This is a genomic window from Pantoea sp. ICBG 985, from assembly GCF_002928365.1.
Lineage (GTDB): Bacteria > Pseudomonadota > Gammaproteobacteria > Enterobacterales > Enterobacteriaceae > Pantoea > Pantoea dispersa.
Window position 1 is genome coordinate 374,736 of record NZ_POWM01000005.1, and the last position, 23,645, is coordinate 398,380.

Annotated in this window: 17 protein-coding genes; 8 read left to right on the forward strand and 9 right to left on the reverse strand. The window is 58.0% G+C overall.

Annotated features, from left to right (window positions below):
* Positions 1 to 9 precede the first annotated feature (9 nt).
* From fkpB to folA, 7 genes are all read left to right on the forward strand, one after another.
* Positions 10 to 480: an FKBP-type peptidyl-prolyl cis-trans isomerase gene (gene fkpB, locus C1Y42_RS17030; protein ID WP_021507597.1), complete on the forward strand. Its 471-nt coding sequence runs from the start codon at positions 10 to 12 to the stop codon at positions 478 to 480.
* Positions 461 to 1,414, forward strand: a complete 954-nt coding sequence (gene ispH, locus C1Y42_RS17035) for a 4-hydroxy-3-methylbut-2-enyl diphosphate reductase (RefSeq protein WP_021507596.1) — start codon at positions 461 to 463, stop codon at positions 1,412 to 1,414. The genes fkpB and ispH overlap by 20 nt, the downstream gene beginning before the upstream one ends.
* 223 nt (positions 1,415 to 1,637) lie before the next feature.
* A complete protein-coding gene (dapB, locus tag C1Y42_RS17045; protein ID WP_021507594.1) occupies positions 1,638 to 2,453 on the forward strand; it encodes a 4-hydroxy-tetrahydrodipicolinate reductase in 816 nt (271 codons plus the stop codon).
* A gap of 470 nt (positions 2,454 to 2,923) precedes the next feature.
* The gene (gene carA / locus C1Y42_RS17050; protein ID WP_031279710.1) at positions 2,924 to 4,072 is read left to right on the forward strand and encodes a glutamine-hydrolyzing carbamoyl-phosphate synthase small subunit; all 1,149 of its coding nucleotides are present in this window, start codon (positions 2,924 to 2,926) and stop codon (positions 4,070 to 4,072) included.
* 13 nt (positions 4,073 to 4,085) lie between these two features.
* Positions 4,086 to 7,310 carry a carbamoyl-phosphate synthase large subunit gene (gene carB / locus C1Y42_RS17055; protein ID WP_104093993.1) on the forward strand — a complete coding sequence of 1,075 codons (3,225 nt, stop codon included), beginning with the start codon at positions 4,086 to 4,088 and terminating at the stop codon, positions 7,308 to 7,310.
* Positions 7,311 to 7,545: 235 nt separating this feature from the next.
* Positions 7,546 to 8,688 carry a porin gene (locus C1Y42_RS17060; protein ID WP_104093994.1) on the forward strand — a complete coding sequence of 381 codons (1,143 nt, stop codon included), beginning with the start codon at positions 7,546 to 7,548 and terminating at the stop codon, positions 8,686 to 8,688.
* Positions 8,689 to 8,974: 286 nt separating this feature from the next.
* Positions 8,975 to 9,457 (forward strand): type 3 dihydrofolate reductase, encoded by a 483-nt coding sequence (folA, locus tag C1Y42_RS17065; protein WP_031279709.1) that lies wholly within the window; start codon positions 8,975 to 8,977, stop codon positions 9,455 to 9,457.
* Positions 9,458 to 9,632: 175 nt separating this feature from the next.
* Here folA and apaH read toward each other — a convergent pair whose 3' ends face one another.
* From apaH to lptD, 6 genes are read right to left on the reverse strand one after another with little or no spacing between them, the layout of a single operon-like run.
* Positions 9,633 to 10,502, reverse strand: coding sequence for a bis(5'-nucleosyl)-tetraphosphatase (symmetrical) ApaH (gene apaH / locus C1Y42_RS17070; protein WP_104093995.1), 870 nt, complete (start codon positions 10,500 to 10,502; stop codon positions 9,633 to 9,635).
* 52 nt (positions 10,503 to 10,554) lie between these two features.
* On the reverse strand, positions 10,555 to 10,932 hold the full coding sequence (apaG, locus tag C1Y42_RS17075; RefSeq protein ID WP_021507588.1) for a Co2+/Mg2+ efflux protein ApaG: 378 nt from the start codon (positions 10,930 to 10,932) through the stop codon (positions 10,555 to 10,557).
* 4 nt (positions 10,933 to 10,936) lie between these two features.
* Positions 10,937 to 11,761, reverse strand: a complete 825-nt coding sequence (gene rsmA, locus C1Y42_RS17080) for a 16S rRNA (adenine(1518)-N(6)/adenine(1519)-N(6))-dimethyltransferase RsmA (protein WP_021507587.1) — start codon at positions 11,759 to 11,761, stop codon at positions 10,937 to 10,939.
* Positions 11,754 to 12,746, reverse strand: a complete 993-nt coding sequence (gene pdxA / locus C1Y42_RS17085; protein ID WP_104094039.1) for a 4-hydroxythreonine-4-phosphate dehydrogenase PdxA — start codon at positions 12,744 to 12,746, stop codon at positions 11,754 to 11,756. The genes rsmA and pdxA overlap by 8 nt, the downstream gene beginning before the upstream one ends.
* The gene (gene surA / locus C1Y42_RS17090) at positions 12,736 to 14,031 is read right to left on the reverse strand and encodes a peptidylprolyl isomerase SurA (RefSeq protein WP_031279707.1); all 1,296 of its coding nucleotides are present in this window, start codon (positions 14,029 to 14,031) and stop codon (positions 12,736 to 12,738) included. The genes pdxA and surA overlap by 11 nt, the downstream gene beginning before the upstream one ends.
* Positions 14,032 to 14,085: 54 nt before the next feature.
* Positions 14,086 to 16,458: an LPS assembly protein LptD gene (gene lptD, locus C1Y42_RS17095; RefSeq protein ID WP_230857095.1), complete on the reverse strand. Its 2,373-nt coding sequence runs from the start codon at positions 16,456 to 16,458 to the stop codon at positions 14,086 to 14,088.
* Between the two features lie 182 nt (positions 16,459 to 16,640).
* On the opposite strand from lptD, the gene djlA reads away from it, so the two are divergent.
* Positions 16,641 to 17,453, forward strand: a complete 813-nt coding sequence (djlA, locus tag C1Y42_RS17100; RefSeq protein WP_021312869.1) for a co-chaperone DjlA — start codon at positions 16,641 to 16,643, stop codon at positions 17,451 to 17,453.
* Between the two features lie 14 nt (positions 17,454 to 17,467).
* On the opposite strand, the gene rluA is transcribed toward djlA, so the two are convergent.
* The 3 genes from rluA to polB form a co-directional block, all read right to left on the reverse strand.
* Entirely contained in the window at positions 17,468 to 18,127 is a 660-nt protein-coding gene (gene rluA, locus C1Y42_RS17105) for a bifunctional tRNA pseudouridine(32) synthase/23S rRNA pseudouridine(746) synthase RluA (protein ID WP_021507583.1), read from the reverse strand.
* Positions 18,128 to 18,148: 21 nt separating this feature from the next.
* Positions 18,149 to 21,055 carry an RNA polymerase-associated protein RapA gene (gene rapA, locus C1Y42_RS17110; RefSeq protein ID WP_104093996.1) on the reverse strand — a complete coding sequence of 969 codons (2,907 nt, stop codon included), beginning with the start codon at positions 21,053 to 21,055 and terminating at the stop codon, positions 18,149 to 18,151.
* Positions 21,056 to 21,206: 151 nt separating this feature from the next.
* A complete protein-coding gene (gene polB / locus C1Y42_RS17115; protein WP_104093997.1) occupies positions 21,207 to 23,567 on the reverse strand; it encodes a DNA polymerase II in 2,361 nt (786 codons plus the stop codon).
* Between the last annotated feature and the right edge of the window lie 78 nt (positions 23,568 to 23,645).

The following is a 23,645-nucleotide window of genomic DNA, read 5'->3' on the forward strand; positions in this document are numbered from 1 at the left end:
GGGTAACAGATGACAGACATCGTTCAGCGCGACAGCGCGCTGCTGGTGCATTTTACACTGAAGCTGGAGGATGGCTCGACGGCTGAATCCACGCGCGCCAACGGCAAGCCTGCGCTGTTCCGTCTGGGAGATGGCAGCCTGTCGGCGGCGCTGGAGCAGGAGCTGGTCGGGCGTAAAGTGGGCGATCAGCACGCCTTTACGCTGGAGCCGGAAGACGCCTTTGGCGCTGCCAGCCCGGATCTGATCCAGTACTTCTCGCGCCGTGATTTCATCGACGCGGGCGAGCCGGAAGTCGGTGCCATCATGCTGTTCAGCGGCATGGGCGGCAGCGAAATGCCGGGCGTGATTCGTGAAATTTCCGGTGACTCGATTACCGTCGATTTCAACCATCCGCTGGCGGGTCAGCGCATTAAATTCGAGATTGAAGTGCTGGAGATCGATCCGGTGCTGGAGGCCAGCGATGCAAATCCTGTTAGCTAACCCACGCGGTTTCTGTGCAGGCGTCGACCGCGCCATCAGCATTGTCGAGCGGGCGCTGGAGATGTATGGCGCGCCAATCTACGTGCGTCATGAAGTGGTGCATAACCGCTATGTGGTCAGCAGTCTGCGCGAGCGCGGTGCGATCTTCATTGAAGAGATCAGTGAAGTACCGGACAACGCCATCCTGATTTTCTCGGCACACGGCGTTTCCCAGGCGGTACGCGCCGAAGCGAAAGCGCGCAGCCTCACCATGCTGTTTGACGCCACCTGTCCGCTGGTGACCAAGGTGCATATGGAAGTGGCACGTGCCAGCCGTAAAGGCGTGGAAGCGATCCTCATCGGCCACGCCGGCCATCCGGAAGTGGAAGGCACCATGGGTCAGTACAGCAACCCGAACGGCGGTATGTATCTGGTGGAGTCGCCAGAGGATGTGTTTAAGCTGCAGGTAAAAGATGAAAACAACCTGTGCTTTATGACGCAGACCACGCTGTCGGTGGATGATACCTCGGACGTGATCGATGCGCTGCGTCAGCGCTTCCCGGCAATCATTGGACCGCGTAAGGATGATATCTGCTACGCCACCACCAACCGCCAGGAAGCGGTGCGCGTGCTGGCGCAGGATGCGGAGGTGGTTCTGGTGGTCGGCTCGAAAAACTCCTCCAACTCGAATCGTCTGGCGGAGCTGGCGCAGCGTGCCGGCAAGCTGGCGAAGCTGATTGATTCTGCGGATGATATTCAGGAAGAGTGGGTCAAAGGCGTGCAGTGTATCGGCGTTACCGCCGGCGCTTCGGCTCCGGATATTCTGGTGCAGCAGGTGATTCAGCGCCTGCGTGAGCTGGGCGGCGAAGCGGCGATTGAGCTGATTGGCCGTGAAGAGAATATCGTGTTTGAAGTGCCGAAAGAGCTGCGCGTCGACGTACGCAACGTGCAGTAAGCACTTCAATTTGCTGACAGAAACAGGCCGACAATGTTCGGCCTTTTCTTTATCCTTTATCACCTCAGCCGTGACTTCCAGCGGGCGGGATTGCTTTTACTGATAATCTATCGCGGCTGGCCTAAAATTCTTATTATCCCGTTATTATTGTGGCGTGACTGTTATCTGACCGTTAACCTGTTTACGCTTTGCATGCATAGTTTTGTATCAGGAATGAATAAATATGAGTGAAATCCGCATTGCTATTGTTGGTGCGCCGGGTCGCATGGGACGCAATCTGATTCAGGCCGCACAGCAGGCGGAAGGCGTGGTGTTAGGCGCGGCGCTGGCGCGCAGCGGTTCCTCGCTGCTGGGGGCGGATGCCGGTGAACTGGCGGGAATCGGCAAAACCGGCGTACGGGTGACCGACGATCTGCGGCAGGTGGTGAATGATTTCGATGTGCTGATCGATTTCACCCGTCCGGAAGGCACGCTGGAATATCTGGCGTTCTGCCGTCAGCATCAAAAAGCGATGGTGATTGGCACCACCGGTTTTGATGAAGCCGGTAAGGCAGCCATCCGTGAAGCGGCTGAAGAGATTGGCATCGTGTTTGCCGCGAACTTCAGCGTCGGCGTCAATCTGGTGCTTAACCTGTTACAGCAGGCGGCGAAAGTGATGGGCGACTATGCGGATATCGAGATTGTGGAAGCGCATCACCGTCACAAAGTGGATGCGCCATCAGGCACGGCGCTGGCGATGGGAGAGGCGATTGCCGACGCCATGCACTGGAAGCTGGATGAGCACGCGGTTTACGCGCGCGAAGGCCATACCGGCGAGCGCAAGGCGCAAACCATAGGGTTTGCCACCGTGCGCGCGGGCGATATTGTCGGTGAGCACACCGCGATGTTTGCGGATATCGGCGAGCGCGTAGAGATTACGCACAAGGCTTCCAGCCGTATGACCTTCGCCAATGGGGCCGTTAAAGCCGCTGCATGGTTGAAAGACAAGAAATCCGGCCTTTATGATATGCGTGATGTGCTGGATTTATCGATGTTGTGAGTGTTGTGAACCATCGTGATGTGGTTATTTCAATCGGTAAGATATTGATTGAACAGGGCAATGTTTTCATTGCCCTTTATTTTGTCTGTAAAATGGCGATCTGATTGTCATTTTTGTTTGTGGTTCTTATTTTTATGATTTATCTGCGCATTTTCTCGTGTCGGATGGCTTTTTTTGACCAATTGGTCAAAAATTTACGCAGTCAGCCGGGGTTTTGCCATTAATTGCGTCAGGCAACCGATTATTTATCGGAGATCTCTCACTATTTTGTCGCCTTGCTTCACTTTTAACATTCAGTAGCCCGAAATATACAAAAAAATAACCGCTCAGGGTAGACAATCACCAGGTCGATCATTAGAATGCGCGCAATTTGCCAAAAATCGAGCGGTCAGGCGGTTTTTGCATTGATTCAGCGCATCATTTTGAATTAATATGCAGATATTGTGACTGTTTATTCCCTGGAGGATGTTTTGATTAAGTCAGCGCTCTTGGTTCTGGAAGACGGAACCCAATTCCACGGTCGGGCCATCGGGGCAACGGGATCGGCAGTGGGGGAGGTCGTTTTCAATACGTCAATGACCGGTTATCAAGAAATCCTCACTGATCCTTCCTATTCCCGCCAGATCGTCACCCTCACTTATCCTCATATCGGCAACGTTGGTGCCAATGCCGCCGATGAAGAATCCAGTCAAATCCATGCTCAGGGCCTCGTCATCCGCGATCTGCCGCTGATTACCAGCAACTTCCGCAGCGAAGAGAGCCTGTCAGCCTATCTGCAGCGCAACAATATTGTCGGTATCGCCGATATCGATACGCGCAAACTGACGCGCCTGCTGCGTGAGAAAGGGGCGCTGAACGGCTGCATCATCGCCGGCGACAGTCCGGATGCGGCGCTGGCGCTGCAGAAAGCCCAGGCGTTCCCGGGCCTGAAAGGCATGGACCTGGCGAAAGAAGTGACCACGGCGGAAACCTATGCGTGGCAGCAGGGGAGCTGGGCGCTAAAAGGCGGCCTGCCCGAGCAGCAAAGCGCTGACGCGCTGCCGTTCCACGTGGTGGCTTATGACTACGGCGCCAAGCGCAACATTCTGCGCATGCTGGTGGATCGCGGCTGCCGCCTGACGGTTGTCCCGGCGCAAACGCCGGCAGATGAGGTGCTGGCGCTGAATCCGGACGGGATTTTCCTGTCAAATGGCCCTGGCGACCCGGAGCCGTGCGACTACGCCATCAGCGCGATTCAGGCTTTCCTGAAAACCGACATTCCGGTGTTTGGTATCTGCCTTGGCCATCAGCTGCTGGCGCTGGCCAGCGGTGCGAAAACCGTGAAGATGAAGCTTGGCCATCACGGTGGCAACCATCCGGTGAAAGACCTCGATAACAATACTGTGATGATCACCGCGCAGAACCACGGTTTTGCCGTCGATGAAACCAACCTGCCGGCTAACCTGCGCGTGACCCATGTTTCCCTGTTTGACCAGACCGTACAGGGCATTCACCGCACCGACAAACCGGCGTTCAGCTTCCAGGGACATCCGGAAGCCAGCCCAGGCCCGCACGATGCGGCGCCGCTGTTCGATCACTTTATCGAACTGATCGAAGCTTACCGTTCTAACGCGAAGTAATCAGGAGCCCACGATGCCAAAACGTACTGACATAAAATCTATCCTGATCCTTGGCGCTGGCCCGATTGTGATTGGCCAGGCATGTGAATTCGACTATTCAGGTGCGCAGGCGTGTAAAGCGCTGCGTGAAGAGGGTTACCGCGTCATTCTGGTGAACTCTAACCCGGCCACCATCATGACTGACCCGGAAATGGCGGATGCGACCTACATCGAGCCTATCCACTGGGAAGTGGTGCGTAAAATCATTGAAAAAGAGCGCCCGGATGCGGTGCTGCCGACCATGGGGGGCCAGACCGCGCTGAACTGTGCGCTGGAGCTGGAGCGCCAGGGTGTGCTGGCCGAGTTTGGCGTGACCATGATTGGTGCCACCGCCGATGCGATTGATAAAGCCGAAGACCGTCGCCGCTTCGACGTGGCGATGAAGAGCATCGGCCTGGATACCGCGCGTTCCGGTATCGCGCACACCATGGAAGAAGCGCTGGCGGTAGCGGAAGAGGTCGGTTTCCCGTGCATCATTCGTCCGTCGTTTACCATGGGCGGCACCGGTGGCGGTATCGCTTACAACCGCGAAGAGTTTGAAGAGATTTGCGAGCGCGGCCTCGATCTGTCGCCAACCAATGAGCTGCTGATTGATGAGTCGCTGATTGGCTGGAAAGAGTACGAGATGGAAGTGGTGCGTGATAAAAACGACAACTGCATCATCGTCTGCTCGATCGAAAACTTTGACGCGATGGGGATTCACACCGGTGACTCCATCACCGTGGCGCCTGCCCAAACGCTGACCGACAAAGAGTATCAAATCATGCGTAACGCCTCGCTGGCGGTACTGCGTGAAATCGGTGTCGAAACCGGCGGTTCCAACGTCCAGTTCTCGGTGAACCCGAAAGATGGCCGCCTGATCGTCATTGAGATGAACCCGCGCGTGTCGCGCTCTTCAGCGCTGGCCTCGAAAGCGACCGGCTTCCCGATTGCCAAAGTCGCGGCCAAGCTGGCGGTGGGCTTTACCCTCGATGAACTGATGAACGACATCACCGGCGGCCGTACGCCGGCCTCGTTCGAGCCGTCCATCGACTACGTCGTCACCAAGATTCCCCGCTTCAACTTCGAGAAGTTTGCCGGTGCCAATGACCGTCTGACCACGCAGATGAAGTCGGTTGGTGAAGTGATGGCGATTGGCCGCACGTTCCAGGAGTCGATGCAGAAAGCGCTGCGCGGTCTGGAAGTGGGCGCCAGCGGCTTCGACCCGAAAGTGGATCTGGATGATGGCGAAGCCCTGACCCGTATCCGCCGCGAGCTGAAAGATGCCGGTTCTGACCGCATCTGGTATATCGCTGATGCGTTCCGTGCCGGCATGTCGGTCGACGGCGTATTCAACCTGACCAACGTTGACCGCTGGTTCCTGGTGCAGATTGAAGAGCTGGTGCGCCTGGAAGAGCAGGTGGCGCGCGAAGGTGTCAACTCGCTGAGTGCGGATTTCCTGCGTGCGCTGAAGCGTAAAGGCTTTGCCGATGTGCGTCTGGCAACGCTGGCGGGCGTGGCGGAGAGTGAAATCCGCAAGCTGCGTCATCAGTTCAACCTGCATCCGGTTTACAAGCGCGTGGATACCTGTGCGGCAGAGTTCGCCACGGACACCGCCTACATGTACTCCACCTATGAAGAAGAGTGCGAAGCCAATCCTAATCAGGATCGCGACAAAATCATGATACTGGGCGGCGGGCCAAACCGTATCGGTCAGGGCATTGAGTTCGATTACTGCTGCGTGCATGCGGCGCTGGCGCTGCGTGAAGACGGTTACGAAACCATTATGGTCAACTGTAACCCGGAAACCGTGTCAACCGATTACGACACCTCAGACCGTCTCTACTTCGAGCCGGTGACGCTGGAAGACGTGCTGGAGATCGTGCGCATCGAGCAGCCAAAAGGCGTTATCGTGCAGTACGGTGGCCAGACGCCGCTGAAGCTGGCGCGCGCGCTGGAAGCGGCTGGCGTGCCGGTAATTGGTACCAGTCCGGATGCCATTGACCGCGCGGAAGACCGTGAGCGTTTCCAGCAGGCGGTGGATCGCCTGAAGCTGAAACAGCCGGCTAACGCCACGGTGGCGACGCTGGAACAGGCGGTAGAAAAAGCCGCAGGGATTGGCTATCCGCTGGTGGTGCGTCCTTCTTATGTGCTGGGCGGCCGGGCGATGGAAATCGTCTATGACGAAGTGGATCTTAAGCGCTACTTCCAGACTGCGGTGTCCGTGTCCAACGATGCGCCAGTGCTGCTGGATCGCTTCCTCGATGACGCGGTGGAAGTGGACGTCGATGCGATTTGCGACGGCGAACGCGTGCTGATTGGCGGCATCATGGAACACATTGAGCAGGCGGGCGTGCACTCCGGTGACTCGGCCTGTTCGCTACCGGCGTACACCCTGAGCAATGAGATTCAGAACGTGATGCGCCAGCAGGTGGAAAAGCTGGCATTCGAACTCAACGTACGTGGCCTGATGAACGTGCAGTTTGCGGTCAAGGACAACGAAGTTTACCTGATTGAGGTGAACCCACGTGCCGCGCGTACCGTGCCGTTTGTCTCCAAAGCCACCGGCGTGCCGCTGGCGAAAGTGGCTGCGCGCGTGATGGCTGGCAAAACCCTGGCTGAACAGGGCGTGACCGAAGAGGTGATTCCGCCGTACTACTCGGTGAAAGAAGTGGTGCTGCCGTTCAACAAATTCCCGGGCGTGGACCCGATTCTTGGTCCGGAAATGCGTTCGACCGGTGAAGTGATGGGCGTGGGCCGCACCTTCGCGGAAGCATTCAGCAAAGCTATGCTCGGCGCGCAGAGCAATATGAAGAAACAGGGGCGTGCGCTGCTGTCGGTGCGTGAAGGCGACAAGAAACGTATTGTTGACCTGGCCGCGAAGCTGCAGAAGTTTGGCTTCGAGCTGGATGCGACGCACGGTACCGCCGTGGTGCTGGGTGAAGCCGGCATCAATCCGCGCCTGGTGAACAAGGTGCACGAAGGGCGTCCGCACATTCAGGATCGCCTGAAGAACGGTGAGTACACTTACATCGTCAACACCACCGCAGGACGTCAGGCGATTGAGGATTCGAAACTGATTCGCCGCAGCGCACTGCAGTACAAAGTGCATTACGACACCACGCTGAACGGTGGTTTTGCTACCGCGATGGCGCTGAATGCGGATCCGACCGAAAAAGTGATTTCGGTGCAGGAAATGCACGCGCAGATCAAAGGCTAAACCGCCTGTTCAGTGACTAAACGGCCCCGCGCGGGCCGTTTTTTTTGGCTTGTTTTGCCTGTGCTGCATAAGGTTATACGTTACAAATCTATTGATTTGACATAATTTTTATCAGTTGATGCGAAACCAGTTACATTCAGGCGTATCCGCACAAAATTATAAATACCTCCCCGCTAAGCGCACCGTACTATTCCGCTGCTCAATCATAGAGCGCTCACCTTTACGGGATATAAAAATGAAAATGCGTGCTTTCACTCTCAGCGTAGTGGCTGCGTTACTTGTTGCTGCACCTCTCGCCAGTCAGGCGGAAATCACCCTGCTGAAGCAGGATCCGCAGGCCGGCGATCCGCTTAGCCGTCTTGATTTCAAAGTGGGCGGCAGTATTCGTCCGCAGTATCTGCATCAGAACGGGGTTAACGATAAATCGTATAAGCGTAACGGCTACGACGGCGGTTCACGTTTCCGCTTCAGCGCCAACTACTACCTGTTTGACGATGTCAGCTGGGTGGGTTACTACGAGCTGGGCGTTAACTTCCCGGCCTGGTGGGGCTGGGATAACCACTATGCGGACGGCGCCCATAACACCACGCGTCGCCAGCTGTATACCGGTTTCAAAAGCGCATCGCTGGGCGAGCTCTATTTTGGCCAGCAGAACAGCGTTTATTACGATGTCGTCGGCGCTAAAACCGATATCTGGGACTACGATATGCTGGCCCAGGCACCGGGTAACGGCATTAATGGTGACTACGACGGATCTTACCGCTCGCGCAAGATGCTGAAGTATAAAAACACCTTTGGCGATGCGGATGTCTATGCCGCTTATCTGTTTGAAGATGACGACTATCTGCCGGGCAACGGCCTGCGCTACAAGCGTAAGGGCGGCGGTTCGCTGGGTGTGAACTATCACATCACCAAAGATCTGGCGTGGGGCACCGCGTGGAACTACACCCGCGCGGATATCCGCAATCCGGGCAATGGTGACAGCAAGCGTTACGACCAGAATATCTACGGCACCGCGCTGAGCTGGACGCCGGACAACTGGACGCTGTCCGCCGGTGCAGGCTGGTATCAGAACTTCTCGCCAACCAAACTCAACACCGTTAACAACTACTTCGCGGATGATGCGTGGGGCGTTGAATACTTCGCCGGTTATAAATTCCCGATCGGCCAGTATGCTGTGAAGAGCATCCAGCCGTACTTCATGGGCGATCGCCTGGAGTTCGTCAATGGACGTAACTACAAGCGTATCGATAACGGCGTGGGCGTCAGCGCGCAGCTCGACTACGGTTTCCGCGTCGACTACGAGTACGTGATCACCTCCAGTACCGATAAATCACTGGGTAACGTTAATCTGGTGCGCCTGCGCTACGATTTCTGATGCGTAAATCAACGGCTCCTGCGGGAGCCGTTTTTTTGGGCGGACACAGTGCGCTTTTCTTTACACAGCGCGCGGTCAGCGCGGAGCATCACCCTGAGTTGTAGCGCCTTCACCGCGAATTCTGGCGGCTCTTTCCGCTAACGGCCGCAAAGCCGGAGTAAAACTCTGTCGCTCAGACAAAACGCCGAGCCAAGCGGGCTTTACGTAAATAGCACGGTCGTCCTATCGACGAAAGTTTCACCTTTACGTATCATTGCGCCAATTTTTTTCCTGTAGGTCTTTTAACATGATTAGTTTGATCGCGGCACTGGCAGCAGATCGTATTATTGGCATGGAAAACGCCATGCCATGGCACCTGCCTGCCGACCTCGCGTGGTTCAAGCGCAACACGCTGAACAAACCGGTGATTATGGGCCGTCTGACCTTTGAATCGATTGGTCGCCCGTTACCGGGACGCCTGAATATTGTGGTCAGCAGCCAGCCCGGCAACCATGACGGCGTGACCTGGGTGACGTCGCCGGAAGAAGCGATTGCCGCAGCGGGTGAGGCAGAAGAGATCATGGTGATTGGCGGTGGCCGGATTTATGCGCAGATGCTGGCGCGCGCCGATCGTCTCTATCTGACGCATATCGATGCGGAAGTGGAAGGCGACACCCAGTTCCCGGATTACGAGCCGGACGAGTGGCAGTCGACGTTCAGTGAGTTCCACGATGCCGATGCGCAGAATTCGCACAGTTACTGCTTTGAGATTCTGGATCGCCGCCGTTGATTGTGGCCAGTTGCGTATGAATGCGCAGCCTGTAAAGACAGGGATCAATTGCTGTTTATGACGCGATAAACCCGTGCAATATCAGGCTGATGGCTGTCACGGTACAGATTGTCGTTGTAGGGTCGCCATTTATGGTGACCAAAAAAAGCCCCGCTAACATCGCGGGGCTTTTTGTTTACTGCATATCGCTCAGGGGGGAGGGCGCATTCACCGCGCTTTCCGCCATGGCCTGGTCACGGTTCGAGACCTGGGTGTAATACTGGCCGCTCTCCCAGTGCAGCAGGGTCAGCGTTCCGCCCCAGCAGCAGCCGGTGTCGAGCCCGATCACATGCTCTGGCGTGCCTTTTCCTTCCAGCGAAGCCCAGTGACCAAAGATTTGCGTATAATCGCTGCCGATTTTGCCGGGCACCTGGAACCACGGTTTCAGCGGTGGCGGCGCTGAGGCGGGCGCCTCTTTGCAGATCATATCGAGCTGACCATTAGGGAAACAGAAGCGCATGCGCGTCAGCGCATTGGTGCTGAAACGCAGGCGCGCCAGTCCGCTCAGTTCCGGTGTCCAGTTGTTCGGCATGTCGCCATACATGGCATCAAGAAACAGCGGATAGCTGTCGCTGGACAAGACCGCCTCAACTTCGCGCGCACACTGCTGTGCCGTCTCCAGATCCCACTGCGGCGTAATGCCAGCATGCGCCATCAGCAGCTTTTTCTCTTCATCCACCTGCAGCAGCGGCTGGCGACGCAGCCAGTTAATCAGCTCGTCGGCATCGTCCGCTTCCAGCAGGGGCGTCAGGCGATCCTTGGGCTTGTTACGGCTGATACCGGCATAAACTGCCAGCAAATGCAGGTCATGGTTGCCCAGCACCATGCGCACACAGTCTCCGAGCGACCTGACGTAGCGCAGTACCTCAAGCGAACCCGGACCGCGCGCCACCAGGTCGCCGGTCAGCCATAGCTCGTCCTGCTGCGCATCGAAATTGACCTGCGCCAGCAGCGCACGTAATTCGTCATAACAGCCGTGAATATCGCCAATCAGGTATGTACTCATTAAGTCAGTCCGATGAAAACGCGCCGCCCGGACTGGCCGGGCGGAGGAGGAATTAGTGAATGTGGGTTTGCACCGCGAGGCGGAACACCGGAATCTCCACGTGGAAGGTTTCGCCCTCTTCGTCGATCATCACATAGTGTCCCTGCATGGTGCCCATCGGCGTTTCCAGAACCGCACCGCTGGTGTACTGAAACTCATTGCCGGGCGCGATATGCGGCTGCTCACCGACCACGCCTTCACCCTGCACTTCGGTCTCGCGCCCGTTGCCATTAGTGATCAGCCAGTAGCGACTGCGCAGCTGCACGCTGTTGCGCCCGAGGTTACGGATGGTGATGGTGTAGGCAAACACGTAGCGATCCTCATCGGGAGAGGATTGCGATTCCACATACTGACTCAGTACCTGAACACAAACGCGGGCCAGTTCACTCATGCACTCAGTTCTCCGCAGATTCAGCCTGATGATTGCCCAGCCAGTTTGCCAGCTGGCAATACTGCGCCACGGTGACATTTTCTGCCCGCAGCGAGGCGTCGATGTTGAGTTCATCCAGCGCACCGGCCGTGAACAGATGTCCCAGGCTGTTACGCAGGGTTTTGCGTCGCTGACCAAACGCTTCGGTGGTGATACGGCTCAGTAAACGCACATCGCTGACCGGATACGGTGGCTGGGTAAAGGGCACCAGACGCACTACCGCCGAATCCACTTTCGGTGGCGGGGTGAACGATTGTGGTGGCACTTCCAGCACCGGAATCACCTGACAATAATATTGCGCCATCACGCTGAGACGCCCGTAAGCTTTACTGCCCGGGCCGGCTACCAGACGGTTAACCACCTCTTTCTGCAGCATGAAGTGCATATCTTTAATCGAACCAGTATAGCTGAAAAGGTGGAACATCAGCGGTGTCGAGATGTTGTACGGCAGGTTGCCAAACACGCGCAGCGGCTGACCCTGCTCCTTTGACAACGCAGAGAAGTCGAAGGTCATCGCATCCTGCTGATAAATCGTCAGCTTAGGACCGAGGAACGGGTGCGTCTGCAAACGCGCGGCAAGGTCGCGGTCCAGCTCGACGACAGTCAGCGCATCAAGACGCTCGCCCACCGGCTCGGTTAACGCACCCAGCCCTGGGCCAATCTCCACCATGGCTTCACCCTTTTGCGGATGAATAGCGGAGACGATGCTGTCGATAATGTACTGATCGTTCAGGAAGTTCTGCCCGAAACGTTTACGGGCGTAGTGCCCCTGATGGACGCGATTATTCATTACTGCTCTTGATCATAGTGATGGCGAGGTTAAGCGCCGTAATAAAGCTGCCCGGCTCTGCGCTGCCCAGACCGGCGAGTTCCAGCGCGGTGCCGTGGTCAACAGAGGTACGGATAAATGGCAGGCCGAGGGTGATATTCACCGCGCGACCAAATCCCTGGAATTTTAGCACCGGCAGGCCCTGGTCGTGATACATCGCCAGCACTGCATCAGCGTGCTGCAGATATTTCGGCTGAAACAGCGTATCCGCCGGTAACGGACCGGTGAGCTGCAGGCCCTGCTGGCGCAGTTCGTCGAGCGCCGGGATGATGGTATCGATCTCTTCCCGGCCCATATGACCGCTTTCGCCAGCATGCGGGTTGAGCCCGCAGACAAAGATATGCGGCTGCGGAATGCCAAACTTTTGCTGCAAATCCTGATGCAGGATGGTGATGACTTCATGCAGGCTGTCACGGGTGATGGCGTTCGCGACATCTTTCAGCGGCAGATGCGTGGTGGCCAGCGCCACGCGCAACGCTTCGGTCGCCAGCATCATCACCACGCGATCGCCACCGGCGCGCTCAGCAAAGAACTCAGTGTGGCCGGTGAAGGGGATGCCGGCGTCATTGATCACGCCTTTGTGCACCGGACCGGTTACCAGCGCGGCAAACTCGCCGCTGAGGCAGCCGTCGCAGGCGCGGGCCAGCGTCTCCAGTACGTAATGACCGTTGGCGACCGCCAGTTCGCCGGCGGTCACCGGCTGCGCCGTCGCGATGGGCAGCAGCGTCAGCGTACCGGCCTGCTGCGGCTGCGGTGCCACGCCGGGCTGATAGTCACGCAGCGTCAGCGGCAAACCCAGTTGAGCCGCGCGCTGGCGCAGCACGTCGCCGTCTGCGCACACCACCAGCTCAACCGGCCAGTCACGCTGAGCCAGCGCAACGGCGAGATCGGGACCAATCCCGGCGGGTTCGCCGGGCGTGATCGCCACACGATAATTACTGACCATTGCCATCCAGAATCTTCACGTAAGCACTGGCGCGCTGTTCCTGCATCCAGGTTTGCGCTTCTTCGGCAAACTTACGGTTGAACAGCAGACGGTAAGCGCGCTCTTTCTGCGCGGCATCGGTTTTATCCACCTGACGGGTATCCAGCAGCTGAATCAGGTGCCAGCCGAAGGAGGAGTGCACCGGCGCGCTGACCTGGCCTTTCTGCAGCTTCAGCAGCGCATCACGGAACGCCGGATCGTAGATTTCCGGTGACGCCCAGCCGAGGTCGCCGCCCTGGTTCGCTGAACCCGGATCGTCGGAGAACTGTTTCGCGGCAGCGGCGAAGGTGGTTTTGCCACTCTTGATGTCTGCGGCGATCTGTTCAATCTTCTGACGTGCCTGATCGTCGGTAAGGATCGGTGACGGCTTCAGCAGAATGTGGCGGGCATGCACTTCGGTGACCGAAATGTTTTTGCTCTCGCCGCGCAGGTCGTTCACTTTCAGGATATGGAAGCCAACGCCGGAGCGGATTGGGCCGACGATGTCGCCTTTCTTCGCGCTGCTCAGCGCCTGCGAGAACAGCGTTGGCAGCTCTTCAATTTTGCCCCAGCCCATGTTGCCGCCTTTCAGCGCCTGCGGATCGGCAGAGTAGGTCACGGCCAGTTTACCGAAATCGGCACCACCTTTCAGTTCACCCACCAGCTGACGCGCCAGCGCTTCCTGGTCGTCAACCTGCTGCTGAGTTGGATTTTCCGGCAGCGGCAGCAGAATCTGACTGATGTTAAGTTCGGTGCCCTGGGTATTCTGCGAGCCAATCTGCTTAGCCAGCGTATCCACTTCCTGCGGCAGAATGGTGACGCGACGACGCACTTCATTGTTACGCACTTCAGAGATCAGCATCTCTTTGCGGATCTGCGCGCGATAATCGTTGTAGTTCATCCCGTCATAGGCCAGACGGCTGCGCAGCTGATCAACGCTCATGCGGTTCTGCGCGGCGATGTTCTGAATCGCCTGATCCAGTTGCTGATCGCTCACCTGCAGACCGGCTTTTTCGCCCATCTGCAGAATGATGGCGTCCATGACCTGGCGTTCAAGGATCTGATGACGCAGGGTTTTGTCATCCGGCAGCTGCTGACCAGCCTGCTGCGCCTGTGACTTCACCGTGCGCAGCATGTTGTCTACGTCACTTTCCAGCACCACGCCGTTGTTCACGACTGCGGCAACTTTATCGACCATCTGTGGGGCTGCGAACGCAGTGTTAGCGGTAATCGCCACACCAAGAATCAGCATTCTCCAGTTCTTCATACTTTATCCATTGTTGTTTCCGCACTGCGGGATAGCCTGTCAAATATCACAACATCAGAAAGCGCGCTGATAAGGGATGATGCCCTGACGCAGCATTTCATTGGTGCCTAAGCCATAGTTAGAACTCAGACCACGCAGCTCAATGTTGAATGAGATTTGGTTGTCATACTTGCTGTCGTTGTTTTCCCAACCGTTGATCTTGCGTTCGTAACCCAGACGAATGGCGTAGCAGCAGGAGCTGTACTGCAGACCGACTAGCTGCTCGGCCGGACGGCTGTTACGGGTGTCATAGTAGTAACCCCCCACCAGCGACCAGGCATCGGCAATCGGCCAGCTGGCCGTGGCGCCCACCTGCGAGATACCGTTTTTGTAGATCGGGTTAGTGACATAGCTGGGGTTATTCAACGCCTGCGCCACATACTCCGGGCTGCTGTAGCGGTAGCTCAGCTGCACCATACGGTCGGCATCACGACGGTATTCCACAATGGCATTGCCCTGGGAAACGTTGTCCAGCCGCGTATCGTATTGCAAGCCACCGCGCACGCCCCAGCGATCGCTGACTTTCCAGTAAGTATCACCCGCCCACACCAGGCTACCGGTATCATCTTCTTTATTCGTCTGGTTTACGCCGGTACGAGACGGGGTAAACGAGTAGATTTGACCCACGGAAACGTTAAAACGTTCAACCAGATCGTTATCATAAATACGCGTGGTCACGCCGGTCGCCACTTCGTTAGACGAAGCGATACGATCGAGGCCGCTGTAGGTGCGATCGCGGAACAGGCCGGTGTAGTCGGTCTGCAGCAGCGTGGAGTCGTACGGATAGATGTTGCTCTGGTTGCGGTACGGGATATACAGGTACTGCACGCGCGGTTCCAGCGTCTGGGTGTAGCCTTCGGCCCAGTCCATATTGCGGTCAAATACCAGGCGACCATCTACCTTGAACTGCGGCAGGGTGCGGTTGACCGACTCTTTCAGCTGATTGGTGCGGGTGGTATCGATATTTTCGTTGTAGTAGTTAACGTTATCCTGCTGGTAATGCGTTGCCAGCAGCTTTGCCTCAGTATCCAGACTGGCCCAGCCGTTGGACAGCGGCAGGTTGAGCGTTGGCTCGATGTGCAAACGCGTCGCTTCCGGCATTCGGTTACTGACGTTAGTGAACTTCACCGCCTGCGCATAGATGCGACCGTCAAACGGCCCGATATCGTTCTGGTACAGATTGACATCCAGCTGCGGCATCGCCCGATACACGTTCTGGCTGCTGGTATTACCAAACACCTGGAAGTCTTTGCTGGACAGCGTCGCATCCCAGTTGGTGTCAGCGTAGCCTACGCTGAATTTCTGCGTGGCGTAGCCGTCAGTCGAGCTGTAGTACTTCGAATCAAGATCGTTGAAGTAATAAGGATCGCTGACTTTGGTGTAGTCGGCGTTGAAGCGCCAGTGCTGATCGTAGACGCCGGAGTGACGCCAGTAGAACAGCCAGCGGTCATCGTTGCTGTCGTTCTGCACCGATGGTCGCGCGGCTTTATCTTTGTTGTACTGGTTGTCAGACGGCAGATAGTCCAGCTCTAACAGGCCGGCACCAAACTGCGTCAGGTAGCGGAACTCGTTCTGCAACTGCAGACCGCGCTTGCTCATGTAGTGCGGCGTAATGGTGGCATCGGCCTGAGGCGCGATGTTCCAGTAGTACGGCAGCATGAATTCGAAGCCGTTGTTGCTGCCGTATTTCGCGTTGGGGATCAGGAAGCCGGAGCGGCGGCGGTCGCCAATCGGCAGTTGCAGATACGGGCTGTAAAACACCGGCACGTTGCCGAGCTTGAAGCGCGCATTCCAGATCTCCGCCACTTCTTCTTCACGGTCCTGAATCACTTCCGAACCGACCACGCTCCAGCTGTTGGAACCCGGCAGACAGGAGGTAAAGCTGCCGTTTTCCAGAATGGTATAGCGGTTATTACCGCGCAGTTTCATCTGGTCAGCATCACCGCGACCCTGACGGCCGACCATCTGATAATTACCGTTCCACACGTTGGTGTCTTTGGTGTTCAGATTGGACCAGGCTTTCGGACCTTTCAGGATGACCTGGTTGTCGTCATAGTGCACATTACCCAGCGCATCGACGGTACGCACCGGCGTCGTTTGTCCGTCCTGCTGACGCTGATGCAGCTGCATCTCGTCGGCAACCAGACGGCTGTTCCCCTGCTGCACATCAACATTACCGGTGAACACCGCGTCGTTCGGATAGTTCCCTTTTGCTGAGTCAGAGTTGATGGTTACCGGCAGCGAATTCGCGTCGCCACTGACCAGCGGACGGTTGTAGCTCGGCACGCCCAGCATACACTGCGACATCAGATCGTCGGCCAGTGCATGCTGACTATAAAGCGCTGCACCAATCATGGTAGCCAGCAGGGTAGGTATACGTTTTTTCATACGCGGTTTCGATAATTCCATGAAAACTGGCATCATGCCGACAATCCGGACAGAGACTAACGTACCGCCCGGCGTTGCGCCAGTGTTAATCCTGCTCTGCCTGCGTTGCCGTTAGGCGCGGAGATAAATGACAGGTATGATAATGCAATTTTCAGCCGCAAGCATGGCGAATTGAGGAGTTTATGCGCTACTGGGGAAAAGTTATTGGTCTGGCTCTTGGCTTACTTTCCGGAGCAGGCTTTTGGGGCATCGTACTGGGTCTGATCATTGGTCATCTGTTTGACAAAGTGCGCAGCGTAAAAGGACAGGGCTACTTCGCCAACAATCAGGCGCGTCAGACGCTGTTCTTCAGCACCACGTTCCAGGTGATGGGCCATCTGACCAAGTCGAAAGGGCGCGTCACCGAAGCGGATATCCAGATTGCCTCTTTATTTATGGATCGTATGCAGCTGCATGGCGAGGCACGTACCGCGGCGCAGCGTGCGTTTCGTGAAGGTAAACAGAGCGAATATCCGTTACGTAACAAACTGCGCGAGCTGCGCAGCGCCTGCTTTGGCCGTTTCGACCTGATTCGGATGTTTCTGGAAATTCAAATCCAGGCGGCGTTTGCTGATGGTTCGCTGCATCCCAACGAGCGTCAGGTGCTGTACGTCATCGCGGAAGAGCTGGGGATTTCCCGCGCGCAGTTCGATCAGTTCCTGCGCATGATGGAGGGCGGTCAGCAGTTTGGTGGCGGTTCGTCGTACGGCGGCGGCGCTTATCAGCAGGCGAAACGTGGCCCGACGCTGGAAGATGCCTGCAGCGTGCTGGGGGTGAAAAGCAGCGACGACAGCACCACCATTAAGCGCGCCTACCGCAAGCTGATGGCCGAGCACCATCCGGATAAGCTGGTGGCGAAAGGTCTGCCGCCGGAGATGATGGAGATGGCGAAGCAGAAAGCGCAGGAAATTCAGGCCGCGTACGACCTGATTCGCAAAGAGAAGGGCTTTAAATAAGGGGCGGCGGCCCCTTAAAAATCAGCCGGCTGGCGAAACGTCATGCTGTTGCCAAACGCCGGATGGGTAATGGTTAGCGATTCGGCGTGCAGCTGCAGGCGTGGCGCCATGGCTAACGCCTCGGGATGGGCATAGAAGCGATCGCCGAGAATCGGATGCCCCAGCGCCAGCAGATGCACGCGCAGCTGGTGTGAACGGCCGGTGATCGGCTTCAGCTGCACCCGCGCGCTGTTATCGGCGTCATACGCCAGCACCTGATACTCCGTCTGCGCCGGCTTACCCAGCTCCACACTCACCATCTGCTTCGGCCGGTTAGGCCAGTCGCAAATCAGCGGCAGATCGATCATGCCCTGTTCCGCTGCCGGATGTCCCCAGACGCGCGCCACATACTGCTTCGCGGGCTCGCGCTCGCGAAACTGCCGCTTCAGCTCGCGCTCAGCCGCCTTGGTCAGCGCCACCACAATCACACCGCTGGTGGCCATATCGAGCCGGTGCACCGACTCCGCCTGCGGAAAATCACGCTGGATGCGCGTCATCACGCTGTCCTTGTGCTCCTCAAGGCGGCCAGGCACCGACAGCAAACCGCTCGGCTTGTTAACCACCATGATGTGCTCGTCCTGATACAGAATATGCAGCCAGGGGTCGAGCGGCGGATTGTAGGGTTCCATCAGCATGATTGGGCGCGGCCTCAGCGATTATTGGTGTGTCACAACGATCAGACGCAGCGCATCCAGCCGCCAGCCGGCTTCACCGAGGCTGGCCAGCACCTGCTCGCGGTTGCTCTCCAGCGCATCAACCTCATCATCACGGATGTTGGGGTTGACCGCTTTCAGCGCTTCAAGGCGCGAGAGCTCGGCGCTCAGCTTCTCATCGGCTTCGGCTTTGGCCGCCGCAATCAGCGCCTGCGCTTCCGGCACGATGACTTTTTCCGCCTGCGTCAGGATGGGATGCACATCCTGCTGCACCGCGTTCACCAGCTTGCTGCCGGTATGGCGATTGACTGCGTTGAGCTGACGGTTAAAGCTTTCGAATTCCACCTTGCCGGCGAGGTTATTTCCGGCGCGATCCATCAGCAGGCGGACCGGCGTGGGCGGCAGGAAGCGGGTAAGCTGCAGGTGCTTCGGCGCCTGTGCTTCGACCACATAGATCATCTCTACCAGCAGCGTGCCCACCGGCAGCGCCTTGTTCTTCAGCAGCGACAGCGCACAGCTGCCGGTGTCGCCGGAGAGAATCAGGTCGAGGCCGTTGCGAATCAGCGGATGTTCCCAGGTAATGAACTGGGTATCTTCGCGTGACAGCGCCTGGTTACGGTTAAAGGTTACGGTGCAGCCATCTTCCGGCAGGCCGGGGAAATCCGGCACCAGCATGTGGTCAGAAGGCGTCAGGACGATCAGGTTATCGCTGCGATCTTCCTGGTTGATACCGACGATATCAAACAGGTTGAGCGCAAAGTTCACCAGCTCGGTGTCGTTATCCTGCTCGCCGATGGCATCAGCCAGCGCCTGCGCGGCTTCGCCGCCGTTCGAGTTCAGCTCCAGCAGACGGTCGCGCCCCTGCTCCAGTTGCGCCTTCAGGGTGTCATGCTGTTTGCGGCTCTGGGCGATAAAGTCGTCCAGCCCCTGCGGGTTGTCCGGCGCGGCCAGATACTCAATCAACTGCGGGTAGGCGCTGTCGTAGATGGTGCGGCCGGTCGGGCAGGTGTGCTCAAACGCGTCCAGCCCTTCGTGGTACCAGCGCAGCAGCACTGCCTGGGCGGTTTTCTCCAGCCACGGCACCAGAATCTGGATGTCATGCAGCTGGCCGATACGATCGAGACGGCCGATACGCTGCTCGAGCAGATCCGGGTTAAACGGTAAATCGAACATCACCAGCCGGCTGGCGAACTGGAAGTTACGCCCTTCCGAGCCGATTTCCGAACACAGCAGCACCTGGGCGCCATCTTCCTGCGAAGCGAAGAAGGCGGCCGCGCGGTCGCGTTCGATAATCGATAGTCCTTCATGGAACACCGCGGCGCGGATGCCTTCGCGCTCGCGCAGCACCTGCTCCAGCTGCAGCGCAGTGGCGGCTTTGGCGCAAATCACCAGCACTTTCTCTTTACGGTTGCTGGTGAGGTAGCCCATCAGCCACTCAACGCGCGGGTCGAAGTTCCACCAGGTGCCGCTGTCGCCTTCAAATTCCTGATAAATCTGCTCCGGATACAGCATGTCGCGCGCGCGCTCTTCCGCCGTTTTGCGCGCCGCCATAATGCCGGAGACTTTAATCGCCGTCTGATACTGCGCCGGCAGCGGCAGGCGAATCTGATGCAGTTCGCGTTTCGGGAAGCCCTTCACACCGTTACGCGTGTTACGGAACAGCACGCGGCTGGTGCCGTGGCGATCCATCAGCATCGAAATCAGCTCTTTACGCGCGTCGTCTTTGCCGTCGCGATCGCTGTTCGCCACCTGCAGCAGCGGCTCAATATCCTGCTCACCGACCAGATCGTTGATCAGGTTCATCTCGTCTTTGCTAATGGCGTGATCGGCCAGCAGCGTACTGACGGCGTCAGCCACCGGGCGGTAGTGCTGCTGCTCGGCCACAAACTGCGCGAAATCGTGGAAACGATTCGGGTCCAGCAGGCGCAGACGGGCAAAGTGGCTCTCCATGCCGAGCTGTTCCGGCGTCGCGGTCAGCAGCAGCACGCCGGCGGTCTTTTCCGCCAGCTGTTCGATGACCTGATATTCGCGGCTCGGCGCGGCTTCGCTCCACGCCAGATGGTGCGCTTCGTCGACCACCAGCAGATCCCAGTCAGCTTCGGCCAGCAGCTCCAGCCGCTGTTTGTTGCGGCGGACAAAATCCAGCGAGCAGATAATCAGCTGCTCGGTATCAAACGGATTGTCGCTGTCGTGCTGCGCTTCGGTGTAGCGATCGTCGTCAAACAGGGCAAAGCGCAGGTTGAAGCGGCGCAGCATTTCCACCAGCCACTGGTGCTGCAGGGTTTCCGGCACCACGATCAGCACGCGCTCGGCGCGTCCGGCCAGCAGCTGCTGCTGAATAATCATCCCGGCTTCAATGGTTTTACCGAGGCCGACTTCATCGGCCAGCAGCACGCGCGGTGCGTGGCGGCGACCGACGTCGTGCGCGATGTGCAGCTGGTGCGGAATCAGGTTGGTGCGCATGCCGCGCAGGCCGCTAATCGGCAGGCGATACTGTTCGCTCTGATATTTGCGTGCGCGGAAGCGCAGGGCAAAGCGATCCATGCGGTCCAGCTGGCCGGCAAACAGGCGATCCTGTGGCTTGCTGAACACCAGTTTGCTGTCGAGCATCACTTCGCGCAGCACCACGTTGCTTTCGTCGGTATCAAGACGCGTGCCGATGTAAGTCACTAAATCGTTTTCGTTGCGGACTTCATCAACCTGCATCTGCCAGCCTTCGTGGCTGGTGACGGTATCACCCGGATTAAAAATCACGCGGGTGACCGGAGAATCATTACGGGCATAGAGGCGGTTTTCGCCGGTGGCGGGAAACATCAGTGTGACCATGCGCGTATCCAGCGCCACGACTGTCCCCAGTCCCAGCTCACTTTCCGTATCACTAATCCAGCGTTGACCCAGTGTAAAAACCATATATTTTTTGCTCGATTCTCTAAAAGATAGAAAGACGTTCGCCTGCTCTCAGACAATACCCCACCGCCAGACAGTTATCTGGTCAGCTGGTGCACGCGGTGAGAATCAGGAAGGGCGCTATGGTACTGGATGGCAGGGCATTCGTCACCTGTCAAAAAAGCCCCAGTTGCCCGGTGATCAGTGTAGCAAAGTCATCACCGACAAACGGTAAAATCCCCTCGGCGATCGGCTGTAGCTGTTTGCTGACGTAGTGATCGTAATCCAGCGGCGTGCTGCGCGCTTCCAGCGGCTCCGGCCCGGCGGTGGCCATGACGTAGCGGATCGATCCGCCGTTCTGATACTGCAGCGGACGCTGCAGTTTACGGTTATGTTCATCGGCGAGGCGCGCGGCACGCACGTGGGGCGGCACGTTGCGTTCGTAATCTTTCAGCGGCCGGCGCAGGCGCTTTTTATACACCAGCAGATCGTCCAGTTCGCCGGCCAGCAACTGTGCCACCGTGTCGCGAATGTAGTCCTGCCAGGGTTCACCGCGGAAGATGCGGCCATACAGCGTCTGCTGGAACTGCTGCGCCAGCGGCGTCCAGTCGGTGCGCACCGATTCCAGCCCCTTAAACACCAGCCGTTCGTCGCCGTCGCGGCGAATCAGTCCGGCGTAGCGCTTTTTACTGCCCTGTTCGGCGCCGCGAATGGTTGGCATCAGGAAGCGGCTGAAGTGGGTTTCGTACTCCAGCTCCAGCGCGCTGTCGAGACCGTAAGTCTGCTGCAGATGCTGTTGCCACCAGCGATTCACGTGCCCGGCCAGCCGCTGGCCGATCGCGGTGGCATCGGCTTCGCTGTGGGCGCTTTTCAGCCAGACAAAAGTAGAATCGGTGTCACCGTAAATCACGTCAAAACCTTCGGCTTCAATCAGCTCACGCGTTTGCTGCATGATGGCGTGGCCGCGCAGGGTAATCGACGAAGCGAGGCGCGGATCGAAAAAGCGACAGGCGCTGGTGCCGAGTACGCCATAAAAAGCGTTCATGATGATCTTCAGCGCCTGCGACAGCGGCTGGTTGCCGTCACGTTTGGCGGCCTCGCGCCCCTGCCAGATCTGCCCGACAATCGCCGGTAAACAGTGGGTGCGGCGCGAAAAGCGCGCGTGGCGAAAACCGGGAACCGAATCGGCGTCGTCCGGATGCGCCAGGCCTTCGACCAGCCCGACTGGATCGATCAGAAAGGTGCGGATGATCGACGGATAGAGGCTTTTATAATCCAGCACCAGCACCGAATCATACAGTCCGGGGCGCGAATCCATCACGTAGCCGCCAGGGCTGGCTTCCGGTGCCACTTCGCCGAGATTAGGCGCGACAAAGCCGGCGCGGTGCATTCGCGGAATATACAGGTGGCTGAACGCCGCCACCGATCCGCCGTGGCGATCCACCGCCAGGCCATTGACGGTGGCGCGCTCCAGCAAAAACGGCATGATAGCGGTGTGCTGGAAAATACGCGTAACCAACTCACAATCCTTCAGGTTGTAGGTGGCCAGCGCCGGTTTGTCGTGGGCAAAGCGCCAGTTGATCTCTTCCATGCGCTGCCACGGATTGTTGATGGCTTTGCCTTCGCCCAGCAGCTCGCGCGACACCGCTTCGAGGCTGAATGAGGCGAAGTCCCAGAACGCCGATTTCAGCGCCTCGATCCCGTCAATCACCAGCCGGCCGCTGGCCTGAGCGAAGAACACGCCGGGCTTAAAGCCGTGCTCGCGCCACTCCAGCGGCTGCTGCTGACGGCCAAGACGCAGCGGAATACCGTAGCGGTCGGCATGTTTTTGCAGCACGCGCAGGTCGAACTGCACCACGTTCCAGCCGATGATGACATCGGGATCGTGACGGGCGAACCAGGCGTTAAGCTGCTCCAGCAGCTGTGGCCGGCTGTCGAGGTAAATCAGCTCAAAATCCAGCTGGCTGGCATCACCGTTCGGCGGGCCGAGCATATACACCTGGCGCTGGCCGCAGCCCTCCAGCCCGATGCAGTAGAGCTCGCCGTGCTCGGTGGTTTCGATGTCGAGCGACACCCATTTCAGCTGCGGACGGTAATCGGGATGCGGCTTGAGGCGCGCGTTGACGAGGCTGTCGCCGCGCGGCTCGCCGCTGAACCACACCGGCGCCGTGATAAAGCGCTCCATCAGGTAGCGTTCCGGCGGGCGGATATCTGCTTCATACACCGCAATGCCGTTTTCACGCAGGCGTTTTTCAATGCTTTGCAGCTGTCGGTGGCTGCGGCAATAGAGTCCCAGCACCGGTCGGCGACGAAAATCTTTCAGATCCAGCGGTTGCAGGCGCGTATGGCGCTCGTCGCGAATCAGCGCTTCGGTTTGCGCCTGGAACTCCCGGGGAATAAACGCCACTGACTCCTGCGCAGGCAGCACCAGGCGCTGCGGGCCCTGATCGGTGGCCAGCCACAGCACCACTTCGCTGCCGGTCGGGGTATCCCGCCAGTGGCGAGTCAGCAAAAATCCTGCGCGCGGTTCGGTCACGTTAACTCCGGAGAATGAATTCATTTCAGTATATCATGGATGTTTATACAGTGTACTGCCGGTGGTGCCGTCGTCCGC